The sequence below is a fragment of the Stenotrophomonas sp. 2619 genome (assembly GCF_040548725.1).
Taxonomy (GTDB): Bacteria; Pseudomonadota; Gammaproteobacteria; order Xanthomonadales; family Xanthomonadaceae; genus Stenotrophomonas; species Stenotrophomonas maltophilia_AP.
Genome location: NZ_JBEPSF010000001.1, coordinates 573,702 through 588,961 on the forward strand (window position 1 = coordinate 573,702; position 15,260 = coordinate 588,961).

13 protein-coding genes are annotated in these 15,260 nt (G+C 68.2%); 5 read left to right on the forward strand and 8 right to left on the reverse strand.

Going from position 1 to position 15,260, the window contains the following annotated elements; all coding sequences use genetic code 11:
• Positions 1 to 31: 31 nt before the first annotated feature.
• From mtnC to ABIA71_RS02670, 5 genes are all read right to left on the reverse strand, one after another.
• Positions 32 to 730 carry an acireductone synthase gene (gene mtnC, locus ABIA71_RS02650; RefSeq protein ID WP_354282874.1) on the reverse strand — a complete coding sequence of 233 codons (699 nt, stop codon included), beginning with the start codon at positions 728 to 730 and terminating at the stop codon, positions 32 to 34.
• 3 nt (positions 731 to 733) lie between these two features.
• On the reverse strand, positions 734 to 1,297 hold the full coding sequence (locus tag ABIA71_RS02655) for a 1,2-dihydroxy-3-keto-5-methylthiopentene dioxygenase (RefSeq protein WP_128096504.1): 564 nt from the start codon (positions 1,295 to 1,297) through the stop codon (positions 734 to 736).
• Positions 1,298 to 1,721: 424 nt separating this feature from the next.
• On the reverse strand, positions 1,722 to 2,366 hold the full coding sequence (locus ABIA71_RS02660) for a methylthioribulose 1-phosphate dehydratase (protein ID WP_369968899.1): 645 nt from the start codon (positions 2,364 to 2,366) through the stop codon (positions 1,722 to 1,724).
• Between the two features lie 586 nt (positions 2,367 to 2,952).
• Positions 2,953 to 4,380: an amino acid permease gene (locus ABIA71_RS02665; protein WP_354282876.1), complete on the reverse strand. Its 1,428-nt coding sequence runs from the start codon at positions 4,378 to 4,380 to the stop codon at positions 2,953 to 2,955.
• A gap of 65 nt (positions 4,381 to 4,445) precedes the next feature.
• Positions 4,446 to 5,924: an amino acid permease gene (locus tag ABIA71_RS02670; protein WP_128095851.1), complete on the reverse strand. Its 1,479-nt coding sequence runs from the start codon at positions 5,922 to 5,924 to the stop codon at positions 4,446 to 4,448.
• 183 nt (positions 5,925 to 6,107) lie between these two features.
• Here ABIA71_RS02670 and ABIA71_RS02675 point away from each other — a divergent pair, with 183 nt between their 5' ends.
• Positions 6,108 to 6,692 (forward strand): NUDIX hydrolase, encoded by a 585-nt coding sequence (locus ABIA71_RS02675; protein ID WP_354282878.1) that lies wholly within the window; start codon positions 6,108 to 6,110, stop codon positions 6,690 to 6,692.
• 37 nt (positions 6,693 to 6,729) lie between these two features.
• Here the strand turns inward: ABIA71_RS02675 and serA are convergent, their stop codons facing one another.
• A complete protein-coding gene (gene serA / locus ABIA71_RS02680) occupies positions 6,730 to 7,971 on the reverse strand; it encodes a phosphoglycerate dehydrogenase (protein WP_128095852.1) in 1,242 nt (413 codons plus the stop codon).
• A 187-nt stretch (positions 7,972 to 8,158) separates the two neighbouring features.
• On the opposite strand from serA, the gene ABIA71_RS02685 reads away from it, so the two are divergent.
• The 3 genes from ABIA71_RS02685 to ABIA71_RS02695 all read left to right on the forward strand — a co-directional run bounded on the left by ABIA71_RS02685 (position 8,159) and on the right by ABIA71_RS02695 (position 11,723).
• A complete protein-coding gene (locus ABIA71_RS02685; RefSeq protein WP_354282880.1) occupies positions 8,159 to 9,547 on the forward strand; it encodes a D-2-hydroxyglutarate dehydrogenase in 1,389 nt (462 codons plus the stop codon).
• 65 nt (positions 9,548 to 9,612) lie between these two features.
• Complete coding sequence (locus tag ABIA71_RS02690; protein ID WP_369970457.1) at positions 9,613 to 9,906, forward strand: DUF2388 domain-containing protein; 294 nt, start codon at positions 9,613 to 9,615, stop codon at positions 9,904 to 9,906.
• Positions 9,906 to 11,723: a DUF7844 domain-containing protein gene (locus tag ABIA71_RS02695; protein ID WP_354282882.1), complete on the forward strand. Its 1,818-nt coding sequence runs from the start codon at positions 9,906 to 9,908 to the stop codon at positions 11,721 to 11,723. The genes ABIA71_RS02690 and ABIA71_RS02695 overlap by 1 nt, the downstream gene beginning before the upstream one ends.
• On the opposite strand, the gene ABIA71_RS02700 is transcribed toward ABIA71_RS02695, so the two are convergent.
• Positions 11,701 to 12,765 carry an ATP-binding protein gene (locus tag ABIA71_RS02700; protein WP_038688605.1) on the reverse strand — a complete coding sequence of 355 codons (1,065 nt, stop codon included), beginning with the start codon at positions 12,763 to 12,765 and terminating at the stop codon, positions 11,701 to 11,703. The two genes, ABIA71_RS02695 and ABIA71_RS02700, sit on opposite strands and share 23 nt — an antisense overlap.
• On the reverse strand, positions 12,765 to 13,511 hold the full coding sequence (locus tag ABIA71_RS02705; RefSeq protein WP_128095858.1) for a response regulator: 747 nt from the start codon (positions 13,509 to 13,511) through the stop codon (positions 12,765 to 12,767). The genes ABIA71_RS02700 and ABIA71_RS02705 overlap by 1 nt, the downstream gene beginning before the upstream one ends.
• A 126-nt stretch (positions 13,512 to 13,637) precedes the next feature.
• Between ABIA71_RS02705 and ABIA71_RS02710 the strand changes: the two genes are divergently transcribed.
• Complete coding sequence (locus ABIA71_RS02710) at positions 13,638 to 14,804, forward strand: efflux RND transporter periplasmic adaptor subunit (protein WP_354282884.1); 1,167 nt, start codon at positions 13,638 to 13,640, stop codon at positions 14,802 to 14,804.
• Positions 14,805 to 15,260 lie beyond the last annotated feature (456 nt).

A 15,260-nucleotide genomic window follows, 5' to 3' on the forward strand; every position in this document is an offset into this window, starting at 1 on the left:
ACGCATGGCGTGGCTCTACCCATGGGAGGTCTTACAGCGAGATCTGCTGGAAATTCTCGACGCGGTCGTGGCCGTGGGTGGCGTCGCCGCTGCGCGGCAGCGGGTAGTCGTCCAGGCGGTCGAGCAGGCGGGTCTGCAGGCCGGCTTCGCGTGCGGCATCCAGCTCTTCGACCACGTCGGACAGGAACACGATCTGGCCCGCCGGTACGCCGATCGCCTTGACGATGTGACGGTAGCTGTCGGCCTCGCGCTTGCCGCCCACTTCGGTGTCGAACCAGCCCGACACCAGCCCGGTCAGGTCACCGGCCTCGCTGAAGCCGAAGAACTGCTTCTGCGCCGGCACCGAGCCGGACGAGTACACATACAGCGGCTTGCCTTCGGCATGCCAGCCCTTCAGCACCGCGGCCACTTCCGGGTAGAAGTGCGCCTTGTAGTCGCCGTTGCGGTAGCCGCTTTCCCAGATCATGCCCTGAAGCGCCTTCAGGGCGGTGTGCTTGCGGTCCTGGTCGATCCAGCCCTGCAGCGTTTCCACGATCAGGCTGTCCTGGCAGGCGCCGCCGATCTCCACGGCCACCGCGTCCAGCCAGCGGCGCACCTCCGGTTGCTGGCCATGGGCGGCGACGAACGCCGGCAGGGCCTTGCGCGCATACGGGAACAGCACGTTCTTGACGAACGAAATGCTGCTGGTGGTGCCCTCGATATCGGTGAGGATGACGGTCGGATGCGGCATGGATCAGTCGGCCTGGTGCTGTGCGGGGTGGTAACGCGGGAACTGCTGGGCGATGTCGCTGCCGGTGAAATGGCCCACCCAGCCGTCGGCTTCGGTGAAGAAGCGGATCGCCACGAAGCTGGGCTCTTCGCCCATGTCGAACCAGTGGGTGATGCCATCGGGCACGGCGATCAGGTCGTCCTTGACGCACTCGATCTCGTAGACCTTGCCGTCCAGGTGCAGCGTGAACAGGCCGGAGCCGGCCACGAAGAAGCGCACTTCGTCTTCCTTGTGGAAGTGTTCGTCGAGGAACTTCTTGCGCAGCTCGGCGCGGTTGGGGTTGTCCGGGGCAATCGAGGCCACGTCCACGCTCTTGAAGCCATGCTCGGCGACCAGCCGGTCGATGTCGGCCTTGTAGGCGGCGAACACCTCCTCCTGGCTCGCGCCGGGTGCAACCTCCTGGGTGGCCTGCCAGCGCTCGAAGGTGACGCCGATCTGCTTGAGTTCGGCGGCGATCGCCGCGCCATCGCGGCTGTCGAACAGCGGGGCGTCCGGGGCGGTGTCGTCAAAAATGCGGAGTCGGCTCATGGCGGCGGCAGCGAGGCGGAGAAAGGGGGAAGGAAAGGGTACCAGCGCAGCGCCGGGGAAGGGGCCGCACGCTGATGGTGAAGGGCGGAATACAGATTCCCTTCAGGAATCTGCATGGACCCGTGGCAACCGCGCGCCGGTAGTGCCGGCCGCTGGCCGGCTCCCATGAGCGTTGGACGATCCGGTAGTGCCGGCCGCTGGCCGGCTCCCATGAGCGTCGGACGATCCGGTAGTGCCGGCCGCTGGCCGGCTCCCATGAGCGTCGGACGGTCCGGTAGTGCCGGCCGCTGGCCGGCTCCCATGAGCGTTGGACGATCCGGAGGAGCCGGCCAGCGGCCGGCACTACCGGGTCCGGAGGGGTCGTTGAGCCCGCCGGCGGTACCGTCGTGTCCGGAGATTGCGTGGAGCCGGGCGGCGGTACCGTTCAGCCGCGCAGTTTGCGCAGTTCCAGTTCGCAGTGGAACAGGAATTCGAAGGCTTCCAGGTGGCGGCGTGCTTCGGCCATGGTGCGGCCCCAGGCGTACAGGCCGTGGCCGTCGATCAGGTAGCCCCACAGGCATTGGGTGTCGAGCAGCGCGTCGACCTGGGCCGACAGCACGTCCATGTCCTGGGTGTTGGCGAACACCGGCACGTCGATGGCCATTTCGTGGGTGCTGTTGCCGTGGAAGGCCTTGAGCAGCTCGTAACCTTCCAGGCGGATGTGGCCCTGCGGCGCATACAGGCGCGAGGCGACGGTCTGCACGGGCGAGTGGGTGTGCAGCACGCAGCCGATTTCCGGGAACCGGCGATACAGCTGGGTGTGCAGCAGGGTTTCGGCGGACGGCCGCAGCGGACGACCCACGGCCTTGCCGTCGAAGTCGACGACCATGATGTCGTCCTCCACCAAGCGGCCCTTGTCCTTGCCGGACACGGTGATCGCCGCATGGCGGTCATCCAGGCGATGGGAGAAGTTGCTGCTGGTCGCCGGCGTCCAGCCCGCCTGGGCCAGCTCACGCACGTTGTCGATCAGCACCTGGGCCAGCTCGCTCAAGCGCGCCGTATCGTAGGGGAAGGTGTTCATGGCTGGCATTTTAACGGGGTGGATCGGTAAAAGCAGGTACTACGTAGAGCCGTTTCCTGGCTGGGCTGGGCGGGGTGGGGTTTGCGGGGGACGCCGTGAATCCGTCCATGGAGGCTTGGTCGCCGCATCCATGCGGCTCACACCCCCGCAAACCCCACCCCGCCCAGCCCCCCAAACGCTGAGGCGCGTGCCAGCGTTGTGGGGTGGGGAGAAAAAGCAAAGCCGGCCAGTGGCCGGCTCCAAAGCGTGACGACCAACGGTCGCCACCTACCTCGATTTTATTTTTGATCATCGATCACCCCACACCAACCAAACCAGGCAACAACCATCCTGGCCGCCCGCTGCGTTTGCTCCCGGCACCGTCACACGGAACCTGTCGAGGGTGGGGCGGGGTGAGGTTGCGGGGGTGTGAGCCGCATGGATGCGGCGACCAAGCCTACAAGGACGTATTCACGGCGTCCCCCGCGGCCTCACCCCGCCCCACCAACCCCGCAGCACGCCAGAGCCGCCGTTGCCGTTGCATTTGCACTTGGGGCGCTTGGCACTTGCAGTAAAAGCGGGCCGCCGGGCCGCAGGCCCGGCAAATACCCACCCCTTACTTCCCGGCAAGCCGACTATTCCGATACCCGTACCCGAAGTAGATCGCAAAGCCCACCGCCGTCCAGATCCCCATCAGCATCCAGTTGTGCGCCGTCATCGCCGTCAGCAGCGCAATACAGCTCAGCACCCCCAGACTGCAGATCAACCACGCCATCGGCATCCGGAACGGACGCGGCAAGTCTGGCTGCGTCCGACGCAGAATCAACACCCCCGCGCACACCGCCGCGAACGCAATCAGCGTCCCCATCGACGTCAGCTCGCCCAGGATATCCAGCGGGAACAGCGCCGCCAGCAGCGCGATCCCGATCCCCGTGATCACCGTATTGATGTGCGGCGTCCGGTACTTCGGGTGGATCTTCGTGAACACCGGCGGCAGCAACCCGTCGCGCCCCATGATCATGAAAATGCGCGGCTGCCCGATGATCATCACCAGCACCACCGACGACAACCCGATCAGCGCCCCGATCTCCACCACGATCCGCAACCAGCCCAACTGCGGGTGCGCCGCCACCGCCGTCACCACCGGCTCGTCCGTGCCCAGCAACTGGTACGGCACCAGCCCGGTCATCACCGCCGCCATCGCGATGTACAACACCGTGCAGATCACCAGTGACAGGAGCATGCCGATCGGCATGTCACGCTGCGGCTTGTGCGACTCCTGCGCCGCCACCGACACAGCCTCGAACCCGATGTAGGCGAAGAACACCATCGCTGCACCGCGCAGCACCCCCTCGAAGCCGTACTTGCCCGGTCCCGCGTTCTCCGGGATGAACGGCGTCCAGTTGGCCGGATCCACGTACTTCCAGCCCGCGACGATCACCAGGATGATCAACCCGGTCTTGAGCACCACCATCGCCATGTTCATCGCCGAGGATTTGCTGATCCCCACGTAGCACAGCCAGGTCAGCAGCAGCACCAGGATCGCGGCGGGGACGTTGGCGATCGCCCCGGTCGGGCGCAGCTGCCCATCCAGCGGCGCGCTGACCAGGGCAGCGGGCAGGTGGATGTCGAAATGACTGAGCAGGCTCAGGAAATAGCCGGTCCAGCTGACCGCCACGGCCGAGGCGGACACGCCGTATTCGAGCACCAGCATCCAGCCGATGAACCAGGCCGACAGCTCGCCGAACGTGGCGTAGGTGTAGGTGTAGGCGCTGCCGGAGACCGGCACCATCGCCGCGAACTCCGCATAGGCCATCGCGCAGAATGCGCAGCAGATCGCGGCAAGCACGAACGACAGCATGATCGCCGGGCCGGCGTGGTTGGCTGCGGCCTGGCCGGTGATCACGAAGATGCCGCCGCCGATCACCGCGCCGATGCCCAGCGCGGTCAGCCCCCAGGGGCCGAGCGTGCGGCGCAGGCTCAGGCCGTTTGCGTCTTCGTGGGCGGCGTGCGGGTGCTTGGTGGCCCACAGTTGCTTGAACATGGTGTGGTTTCTTGTAGGTGGAGCGTATGTGGAACGGGCCGGCGTGGGCCGGCCCGTCAGGTGCATCAGGCCGAGGGCGTGTTGAGCTTGCTGTGGCGCATGCCGTAGCCGAAGTAGATCAGCAGGCCCAGCACCGTCCAGCCCACGAACAGGTGCCAATGCACCACGAACGCCTGCCAGAACAGGAACAGGCACGACGCCGCGCCCAGCGGGCAGATCACCCACACCATGGGCACGCGGAACGGACGCGTCAGCTCCGGCCGGGTGTAGCGCAGGATCAGCACGCCCACGCAGACCGTGGCAAAGGCCAGCAGGGTGCCCATCGACACCAGTTCGCCAAGCACGTTCAGCGGCACCAGGCCGGCCAGTGCGGCGGCGATCACGCCGACCACGATCGTGGCCCAGTACGGGGTGCGGAAGCGCTTGTGGACCTTGCCGAACACCTTCGGCAGCAGGCCATCGCGCGAGATCGTGTAGGCGATGCGGGTCTGGCCCATCATCATCACCAGCACCACCGAGGACAGGCCGGCAATGGCGCCGATCTCCACGGCGGTCTTCAGCCAGGACAGGCTCGGGTAGGCTTCCAGCGCGGTGGCCACCGGCTTGTCGGTGCCCAGCAGGTGGTACGGCAGCATGCCGGTCAGCACCGCGCACACGATGATGTACACGATGGTGCAGACCGCCAGCGAGCCGAGCAGGCCGATCGGCATGTTGCGCTGCGGGTCCTTGGTTTCACCGGCGGCGGTGGAGACCGCATCGAAGCCGATGTAGGCGAAGAACACGATGGTGGCCGCGCGGAACACGCCGCTCCAGCCGAACTCGCCGGACACGCCGGTGTTTTCGGGGATGAACGGATGCCAGTTGGCCGGGTCCACGTGAGCCGCGCCGATGCCGACGAACAGACAGATCACGAAGACCTTGATGGCCACGATGATCGCGTTGACGAACGCAGACTGGGTCACGCCGACATACAGCAGGCCGGTCACCGCCGCCACGATCAGCATCGCCGGCAGGTTGAACAGCTTGCCGGAGGCGGCGAACTCGTGCCCGTTCCAGGCGATCGGCGCGGCGCTCAGCGCGTCCGGGAAGGGCATGTGCAGCGTGGTGGTGATGAAGCTGATCAGGTAGGCCGACCAGCCCACCGCGACCGACGCTGACGCGAACAGGTACTCCAGCACCAGGCACCAGCCGATGAACCAGGCCATGCCTTCGCCGAGGGTGGCGTAGGAGTAGGAGTAGGCGCTGCCGGAGACCGGCATCATGGCCGCGAATTCGGCGTAGCACAGGCCGGCCAGCGCGCAGGCGAAGCCGGCGAACACGAACGACAGCATGACCGCCGGGCCGGCATGGTTGGCTGCGGCCTGGCCGGTCAGCACGAAGATGCCGGCACCGATCACCGCGCCGATCCCGAGCATGATGAGGTGTTTGGCTGTGAGGGTCCGTTTCAGTGTGGCTTCGCCGTCCAGGCTGCCTTCGATGGGTTCACCCGCGTCGACGTGGCCGGCGGGTTCAACCGGTTTGACCCTCAACAGAGACTTCAGCATGCAGTGCTTCCCTAAATGGACAAAGGTGAGGTGCGCGGTACATTGCCGGGCACCTTGATGGCAACTGGGCGCCCCAGCGTGCGGGGCCCGCTGTACCTTAGCCAAAGCTGAAGCCCGCGCACAAGCACAAATGCAGCATGGCCCGGCGATAATCGACAAATCCCGCCCGAACCCCCCGCCACCATGTCGCTGAACCCTGAATCCGTTGTCATTGCTGATGCTGAACTGCGTGCCCAACTGGCTGCGTATGCGCAGCGCCAGCCCGCCCACGCCGCCCTGGCTGACGAATTCAGCACACTATTGGACGATTCGGAGAACCCGTTCCTGCGTGAACGGCTGGCCGGTCATTTCACCGGCAGCGCGTGGCTGGTCAGTGCCGACGGCGAGCGCGTGCTGCTCACTCACCACCGCAAGCTGGACCGCTGGCTGCAGCTGGGCGGGCATGCCGACGGCGACCGCAACCTGGCCCGGGTGGCGCTCAAGGAGGCGGAGGAAGAGTCCGGGCTGAGCGGGCTGGTACTGGAAGACGGCGCGCTGTTCGACATCGACAAGCACTGGATCCCCGAACGCAGGGACGTCCCCGGCCATTGGCATTACGACGCCCGCTACGTGGTGCGGGCGGTGGGCAGCGAACAGTTCGCGCTCAGCGAAGAATCGCTGGCGCTGGCGTGGCGCGACATCCGTGACGTGGCCAATGCCGCGATCGAAACGCCGGATGGCGACGATTCGTTGCCGCGCATGGCAAAACGATGGTTGGCGCGGCGATAGCGCATTCGCGCTGTCGCCCCCACGCAACGCACCCGGATCAATACAACACGCGCGTCCGCAGCGTGCCCGGGATTGCGGCCAGTTCGTCACGCACGGCACCGGCCTGTGCCTCGCTGGCGGTGATGTCGATCACCACGTAGCCCACCTTGGGGTCGGTGCGCAGGAACTGGCCGTCGATGTTGACGTTGTGGCGCGAGAAGATCTCGTTGACCTTGGACAGCACGCCCGGCACGTTCTGGTGGATGTGCAGCAGGCGCAGGCTGTCCTCGTGCTCGGGCAGGGTCACTTCGGGGAAGTTGACCGCCGACAGGGTGCTGCCGTTGTCGCTGTAGCGCACCAGCTTGGCCGCCACTTCAACGCCAATGTTGTCCTGCGCCTCCAGCGTGCTGCCGCCCACGTGCGGGGTCAGGATCACGTTGTCGTGGGCGGTCAGCGGCGACACGAACGCATCGCCATTGCCCTTGGGCTCGATCGGGAACACGTCCAGTGCCGCGCCCCCGATGTGGCCCGCATGCAGGGCCGCATCCAGCGCATCGATATCGACCACGGTGCCGCGAGCGGCGTTGATCAGGTGCGCGCCGGGGCGCATGCGGGCCAGCTGTTCGGCGCCGATCATCCACTGCGTGGCCGGGGTTTCGGGCACGTGCACGGTGACAATGTCGGCGCGCGACAGCAGGTCGTCCAGGCTGATCGCCGCACGGGCATTGCCCAGCGACAGCTTGGTTTCCACGTCGTGGAAGATCACCTGCATGCCCATGGCCTCGGCCATCACGCCCACCTGGGTGCCGATGTGGCCATAGCCGATGATGCCCAGCGTCTTGCCGCGCACTTCGTGGCTGCCGGCGGCGGATTTGGACCAGCCGCCGCGGTGGCATTCGGCGTTCTTCTGCGGGATGCCACGGGTGAGCATGATCGCTTCGGCGATGACCAGTTCGGCCACGCTGCGGGTGTTGGAGTAGGGCGCGTTGAACACCGGGATGCCGGCCAGTTCGGCCGCGTCCAGGTCGACCTGGTTGGTGCCGATGCAGAAGCAGCCCACCGCCATCAGGCGCTTGGCGTTGGCCAGCACGTCGGCGCTGAGCTGGGTGCGCGAGCGGATGCCGACGATGTGCGCCTCGGCGATGCGTGCCTTCAACTCGTCCTCGGGCAGCGCCTTGCTGTGCAGTTCGATCTGCGAATAGCCGGCGGCGGTGAACACGTCGATCGCGGTCTGGCTCACCCCCTCCAGCAACAGCACGCGGATATCCTGCTTCGGGAACGAGGTCTTCTTCGGCGACATGGGCGGGGCGCAGCTGTAGGGCGGGAGCGCCCAACTATGCCAGAACGGGCGGGGGATTGTGCAGTGCGCCAATCGGCGCGGCGATGGTTTCAGATGCATCCGTTGACACGCGCAACCGGACGCCGGCGGCCAGGCCCGCCGGGGTGGTCTGCTACGCTTGGGAATTCCCTTGTCCTGCCGTGCCGCCATGACCGACCCGCGCCTTTCTTCGCTGTTGCAGGACTGCCCCGGGCTGCGGCTCACGACCGAACCGGCCGACCTGGAGCATTACGGGCGCGACTGGACCCGGCGCTGGACCCCGGCACCGCTGGCGATCGCCCTGCCGGGCAGCGTGGATGAGGTGCAGGCGATCCTGCGCTGGGCCAGCACGCACCAGGTGGCCGTGGTGCCCTCGGGCGGCCGCACCGGCCTGTCCGGTGGCGCTGTGGCTGCACACGGCGAGCTGGTGCTCAGCCTGGAGCGGATGAACAAGCCGCTGGCCTTCGATGCGGTGGACCGCACCCTGACCGTACAGGCCGGTATGGCACTGGAAGCGGTGCACAACGCAGCGCTGGAACACGGGCTGATCTACCCGGTGGACTTCGCCGCGCGTGGCTCCTGCTCGATCGGCGGCAACATCGCCACCAACGCCGGCGGCATCCGCGTGATCCGCTACGGCAATACCCGCGAGTGGATTGCCGGGTTGAAGGTAGTCACCGCCAGCGGCGAGCTGCTGGAGCTCAACAAGGGCCTGATCAAGAATTCCAGCGGCTACGATTTCCGCCAGCTGCTGATCGCCTCCGAAGGCACCCTGGGCGTCATCGTCGAGGCGACGCTGCGGCTCACCGACCCGCCCCCGGCCAGCAACGTGATGCTGCTGGCACTGCCCAGCTTCGAGGTGCTGATGCAGGTGTTCGCCGCGTTCCGTGAGCGGATGCAGCTGCAGGCCTTCGAGTTCTTCACCGACCGTGCGCTGGAACACGTGCTTGCGCACGGTGCGCAGGCGCCGTTCGAGCAGGTGCACCCGTTCTACGTGGTCACCGAATTCGCGGCCGGCGACGAAGCCCAGGAGGCCGCCGCGATGGCGGCGTTCGAGGCCTGCATGGAGCAGGGCTGGGTCAGTGACGGCGTGGTCAGTGCCAGCGATGCGCAGGCCGCGCAGCTGTGGCGCCTGCGCGAAGGCATCACCGAAGCGGTGGCGCGCTACAAGCCGTACAAGAACGACGTGTCGGTGCGGATCTCGGCGATGCCGGCGTTCATGGCCGAAACCCAGGCGCTGATCGGGCAGGCGTACCCGCACTTCGACGTGGTCTGGTTCGGCCACATCGGCGACGGCAACCTGCACATCAACGTGCTCAAGCCCGATGCCACCGAAGATGCGGAATTCCTGACCCAGTGCGAACACGTGACCAAGCTGCTGGCACAGGTGCTGGCCCGTTTCGACGGCAGCATCTCGGCCGAACACGGCATCGGGCTGGTCAAGAAGGGGTACCTGGACAGCACCCGCAGTGCACCGGAAATCGCCTTGATGAAGGCGGTCAAACGAGCGTTTGATCCCCAAGGGCTGCTGAATCCCGGCAAGCTGTTCGACCTCTAGGGCGCGACAGGTCTTCACGCAGGCTATACGCTCTTCGCTTTCCTACTTCGAACGACACCATGACGATGCGTCCGATCCTGCTTCTCGCCGTCCTTGCCCTGCCGTTGCCGGCGCTGGCCTCCAGTTTCGCCGGCTCGTCCGCTGGCTCCGCCTCCGGTGCCTCGTCGGCCGGTTCGTCCAGCTCGGACGACGACAAGATCGTGCTCGATGCGCGCGAAGACGCGGCGGCGTTTGTCGCCAGCGACGGTGCCATTCGTGGCGCCCGCCTGGAAGCGGCCCTGCTGCACCTGCGCGAACACGATGCCGCGCAGCGTGATGCCAGCGACCTGGCGCTGGCCCGGACCCTGCTGGCACGCTGATGCAGGCGCGTCGCCGGGCCCGCCGCTGGCGTTGGGCGGCCCTGGCGGCGCTGTTGGCCAGCCCCTTCGCGCAGGCGGCCCTGCAGTTCGAGTTGCAGCCGGACGGGCTTGATGGGCAGCAGATTCTGGCCGCCGAGCGTGCACTGCAGGACATGCAGCACGTAGTACCTGCCGCCTGGCAGGACCGTTTTGATCGTCCGGTACGGGTGCGCTGGTCGTCCACGCTTCCCGACCAGGTGCATGGTCGCACCCGCCGAGGCGCGATCACCCTGCGCCGTGACCTGCTTGATGACGTACGCGCGGGCGAACCACTGCCGCGCGCGCTGCAGGCCGCGCTGATTCATGAACTCGCCCATGTGCTGGACCGCGCCCCGGGCGGGGGCTGGTCGCAGACCGCGCGATGGCGCGACCTCAGTGGCTGGCAGCAGCGCCCCTGGCGGCTGGGCCGCACCGGCAATCACTTCAGCACCCGCAGCCCGGACGCTTACGAGCGGACCAGTCCGGCGGAATACCTGGCGGTCAACGCCGAGCATTTCGTGCTCGACCCGGCGTATGCCTGCCGTCGCCCGGCATTGCATGCGTGGTTCACCGCGCAGATCGGTGCCAGCGGGCACGCCGCCGACTGCGACGCACGCCTGCCGTTGGTGCAGGCCGACGACACATCCGGTGCCGCATCGCTGCTGCAGGTGGACCCCGCCCGCGTGTACGCGGTCGACTACCTGCTCGCCGAAGGCAACGACCAGCTGATGAGCCGCTGGGGCCACAGCATGCTGCGGCTGGTGATCTGCGCACCTGGGCGCGCGCCGGGACCGGCCTGCAGGATGGACCTGTCGTACCACCGGGTGTTGTCGTTCCGCGCATTTGTCGGCGATGTGCAGATTTCCAGTTGGCGTGGGCTGACCGGGTCGTATCCGTCGCGGCTGTTCGTGCTGCCACTGAACCAGGTGATCAACGAGTACACCCAGCTGGAACTGCGTGGGCTGTCATCGGTGCCGCTGCGTCTGCTGCCCAGCGAGATTGCCAGCCTGCTCGAGCGCGTGGCCCAGGTGCACTGGAGCTATGACGGCAAGTACCTGTTCGTGAGCAATAACTGCGCGGTGGAAACCGGCAAGCTGCTGCAGGAAGGCGTGCCGGCCTGGGCCACGCCCGGCCTGAACCGCATCACCCCGCGTGGCCTGCTGACGCGCCTGACGCGAGAAGGGCGGGCCGATCCGACGGTGCTGCAGAACCGGGCCGAGGCGACCCGCCAGGGCTACTACTTCGCCTCGGCGCAGGATCACTACCAACAGCTGTTCGAGGTGGCCCGGCGTGAACTGCCGCTGGGCACCCCCGAGGTGACCGCATGGCTGCAGCGTCCGGCAGCACAGCGGGCGCCCTGGCTGGAGCAGGGTGGGCTGCGCGCCACGGCTGCGTTGCTGCTGCTGGAACAGGCGGCGCGCCAACGCGAAGAACTGCGCGCGCGTGACCGGCTCAAGCGCACGCTGGGCACCCCCGCACACGGCAGCGACCCGGCGCGTGACACCTTGATGGCGCTGCTGCACGACACCGGCCAGCTGGTCAGCCCGGCGGCGCTGCTACCGGCCGGCGGTTACGGCCTGCCGCTGGGCAGCGAGCGGGCGGCCACCGCGGCATCCACCGCAGCCATCAGCGCCCGCGGCGTGCTGGCTTGGCAGCAGCTGCAACAGCAGCTGCGGGCGCGCCTGCCGGCGGCACAGCAGCAGGAACTGGTCACCATCGAGGACAACCTGGACCGGCTGGGCACGCGCATGCGCACCCTGGCGCGCGAGGAAACCGCTACTGGCGCGGCAGCTCGATGACAAACCGTGCGCCGCCCAGTGCACTGGCGGTGCACGAGACACGGCCGCCATGGGCATCGGCGATGGCCTTGACCACCGCCAGGCCCAGCCCGCTGCCGCCGCGCTGGCGCGAACGCGAACCATCGCCCCGCATGAATGGGTCGAAGATGTGGGCGCTCAGGGCGGGGTCGATGCCCGGGCCCTCATCGTCGATGGAGACCTGCACGTGGGTGGCGGTGTCATGCACGGCGATGCGCACGCGCCCGGGCGTGGCGTAGCGGCGCGCATTCTCCAGCAGCGCCATCAAGGCCTGGCGCACGCGGGTGGGATCGCAGTGGGCCGGATGCTCCTCGCGCGAGGTTTCCAGTTCCAGCACGAAACCGCCGCTGCGGAAGCCGGGGTCGACCAGGGTCATTACCGAATGGACTTCATGCACCACGTCGCTGCGCGCGCGGCGCACGTCGAGCCGGGCGCTGTCGGCCAGGCTCAGCACGCGCAGGTCTTCGATCAGCCGGGACAGGCCTTCCACCTGGGCCAACAGGCTGCGGAACTGGGCTTCATCGGGCTGGAACACGCCCTCGGCCAGGCCCTGCAGTCGGCCGCGCAGGATCGTCACCGGGGTGCGCAGTTCGTGGGCGATGGCGGCGTGCCACATGACCCGGTCGGCATCCATGTTCTGCAGGCGGCGGGCCATGGCGTTGAAGTCGTCCACCAGCAGCGCCACCTCGCCCAGCGAGCGGTCGCTGGCGGCGGCGCGCGCGCCGAGGTCGCCGCCGGCCAGCTTGCCGATGCTGTCCACCACTGAATTGAGCGGGGTCAGGATGCGCTGCGACAGCCGCACCGAGGCAGCCACGGCCACGGCGAGCCCGAGCAGGGTGACTGCGGCCATCCACACCAGTTCGGGGCCGGTAGGGGCCCAGCCGGTGGGTTCCTCGGCGTAGGGGTAGAAGTTCACCAGCACCGCATACAGCAGGTAGGAGCTGAGGATCACCATCACGATCACCGCCAGCACCATCAGCGACATCGACACGACGATGTGCCGGCTCAGGCCCGGGCGGCGCATCAGTGGTCGGCCGCCAGCCGGTAGCCCACGCCGCGCACGCTGGCCGGCACGTTGCCCAGGCCCACGTCGTCGAGCTTGCGCCGCAGCTTGCTGACATGGCTGTCCACGGTGCGCTCCAGGGCTTCGCTCTCGGGCAGGCACTCGTGCATGAGTTCGCTGCGGCTGAAGATCCGTGACGGGGCCAGTGCCATGCAGTGCAGCAGTTTGTACTCGGTCAGGGTGAGCAGCAGTTCGTGGCTGTAGCCGTCGCCCTCGACGTGGACGGTGTGGGTTTCGGGGTCGATCACCAGCCGGCCGACGCGCAGGATGCCGGGTTTGGCCTGGCCACGCGCATTGAGGGTGCGGCGCAGGACGGCGCGCACGCGGGCGGCCACTTCGGCCGGGTTGAACGGTTTGACCACGTAGTCATCGGCGCCCATGCGCAGCGCGGTGAGCTTGTCCAGGTCCTGGTCCAGGGCGGTGAGCATGATGACCGGGGTGTCGCCGCGCTGGCGGACAGTGTTGAGCACGGTCCAGCCGTCCATGCCGGGCATCTGTACATCGAGCAGGATGAGGTCGGGGCGGGCGCTGCGGTGCAGGGCCAGGGCGCCAATGCCGTCCTGCGCGCGCACCGTGCGCAGGCCTTCGCGATGCAGGTAGGCGGCCACGATATCGGCAATTTCCGGTTCGTCTTCGACGATCAGGACCAGCGCGTTGAGCGAGCGGTCCCAGTGCGCGGCGGCGCTGGGCGAATCGGTGGCGTGCATGCGGGGCAGGGCCAGAAGGTGCTTGTGCTCCATCGTATCTCCACAGTTCCTCCATCGAAACCCCACGCAGGCGCCGCAGACTTCGCCATTCATGATTCTGGCCGCGCGTGCGGCCCTGTGCTGCTGATGAAAACCAACAGGATTCAAACCGCTGTATGGGCGGTGCTTGCGGTGGTGCTTGCGGGATGTGCCAAGGAAGAGGTGGCGCCGGTGGCGGTGCCGGAGGTGAGCGTGGTGTCGCTTTCGCCTGCGACGGTGCAGCGTGACGATGAGCTGCCGGGGCGGGTGGCGGCGGTGCGTACGGCGCAGATCCGGGCGCAGGTGGGCGGGATCGTGCAGCGGCGGTTGTTCGCGCAGGGGGCGGAGGTGGAGGCGGGTACGCCGCTGTTCCAGATCGACCCGGCGGCGTTCCAGGCGGAGGTGGACAGTGCGCGGGCGTTGCTGCAGCGCAGTGAGGCGGCAGTGGTGCGGACGCAGGTGCAGTCGGCGCGGCTGGGCTCATTGGCGGCGGCGCAGGCGGTGAGCCAGCAGGCGCGCGACGATGCGCATGCCGAGCACCAGCAGGCGGTGGCGGACGTGGCGCAGGCGCGTGCGACGCTCGCTCGGCGGCAGCTGGATCTGCGCTATGCGACGGTGGCGTCGCCGATCGCGGGGCGTATCGATGAGGCACTGGTGACCGAAGGGGCGCTGGTGACGGCCAGCGATGCGACGCCGATGGCGGTGGTGCAGCAGTTGGACCAGGTGTACGTGGATGTGCGGCAGCCGGCGTCGATGCTGGAGGGTATCCAGCGTGCGGTGGTGGCCGGTCAGCTGGATGCGGCGAAGGGTCTGCCGGTGACGTTGCTGGGTACGGGCGGGACGCCGTATGCGGAGCAGGGTCGGATGCTGTTTTCAGGGATCAACGTGGACGCCGAGACGGGCGACATTGTGTTGCGGATCGTGGTGGACAACCCGGCGCGGCGGTTGTTGCCGGGGATGTTCGTGCGCGCGCGGGTGCCGCGCGGGGTGCAGGTGGGTGCGCTGCTGGTGCCGCAGCAGTCGGTGCTGCGGAGTACGGGCGGGCAGTCGTATGCGTGGGTGGTGGGTAAGGAGGGAAAGGCGGTGATCCGGACGATCGAGGTGGATGGGCAGGTGGACCGGCAGTACGTGGTGAGCCATGGGCTGCAGGCCGGCGAGCGGGTGGTGGTGGAAGGGCAGGATCGGTTGCAGGAAGGGATGGCGGTGACCGCCCGGCCCTGGCAGCCGGTCGCTGCTGCCACTGCCACTGCCACGAAGGCGGTTGGTTCGCGCTAGGAGCAAAAGCTGCCATTTGCGCCTCTTCTCTGGCTGGGCCGGGGGGGGGGGGGGGGGGGGGGGCCCCGCCCCCCCCCCCCCCGGGGGGGGGGGGGCCCCCCCCCCCCGGCCCCCCCCGGGCCCCCCCCCCCCCCCCACCCCCACCCCAGATAGTGCCCCGGTGGGGCTGGTGGCCTTGGGCGAGCGAGGAGCGACAAGCGACAAGCGATGCAACGTCCGTATGCCTCTTGCGTCGCTGCGCGGCTCGGCGATTGCGTGCTTCTGGCTGAAAGCTCGCGGATGCGCTGGTTGCTTCGCTCTTCTGTGCGCACCGGGGTGTGTCAGGGGCTGGTGGGGGGGGGGGGGGGGGGGGGGGGGGGGGGGGCGGGGGGGGGCGGGGGCGGCGGCGGGGGGGGGGGGGGGCGGGGGGCCCCCGCCCCCCCCCCCCCCCCCCCCCCCCCCCCCCCCCCCCCCCCC

Bases quoted from the DNA above. Each gene is read 5' to 3' on its own strand.
- ABIA71_RS02685 (WP_354282880.1), top strand. From the start codon at position 8,159: ATGACCGACCCGCGCCTTTCTTCGCTGTTGCAGGACTGCCCCGGGCTG.
- ABIA71_RS02710 (WP_354282884.1), top strand. From the start codon at position 13,638: ATGAAAACCAACAGGATTCAAACCGCTGTATGGGCGGTGCTTGCGGTG.
- ABIA71_RS02700 (WP_038688605.1), bottom strand. From the start codon at position 12,765: ATGCGCCGCCCGGGCCTGAGCCGGCACATCGTCGTGTCGATGTCGCTG.
- ABIA71_RS02690 (WP_369970457.1), top strand. From the start codon at position 9,613: ATGCGTCCGATCCTGCTTCTCGCCGTCCTTGCCCTGCCGTTGCCGGCG.
- ABIA71_RS02665 (WP_354282876.1), bottom strand. From the start codon at position 4,380: ATGTTCAAGCAACTGTGGGCCACCAAGCACCCGCACGCCGCCCACGAA.
- ABIA71_RS02705 (WP_128095858.1), bottom strand. From the start codon at position 13,511: ATGCACGCCACCGATTCGCCCAGCGCCGCCGCGCACTGGGACCGCTCG.
- ABIA71_RS02670 (WP_128095851.1), bottom strand. From the start codon at position 5,924: ATGCTGAAGTCTCTGTTGAGGGTCAAACCGGTTGAACCCGCCGGCCAC.
- ABIA71_RS02660 (WP_369968899.1), bottom strand. From the start codon at position 2,366: ATGCCAGCCATGAACACCTTCCCCTACGATACGGCGCGCTTGAGCGAG.
- ABIA71_RS02675 (WP_354282878.1), top strand. From the start codon at position 6,108: ATGTCGCTGAACCCTGAATCCGTTGTCATTGCTGATGCTGAACTGCGT.
- ABIA71_RS02695 (WP_354282882.1), top strand. From the start codon at position 9,906: ATGCAGGCGCGTCGCCGGGCCCGCCGCTGGCGTTGGGCGGCCCTGGCG.
- ABIA71_RS02655 (WP_128096504.1), bottom strand. From the start codon at position 1,297: ATGAGCCGACTCCGCATTTTTGACGACACCGCCCCGGACGCCCCGCTG.
- serA (WP_128095852.1), bottom strand. From the start codon at position 7,971: ATGTCGCCGAAGAAGACCTCGTTCCCGAAGCAGGATATCCGCGTGCTG.
- mtnC (WP_354282874.1), bottom strand. From the start codon at position 730: ATGCCGCATCCGACCGTCATCCTCACCGATATCGAGGGCACCACCAGC.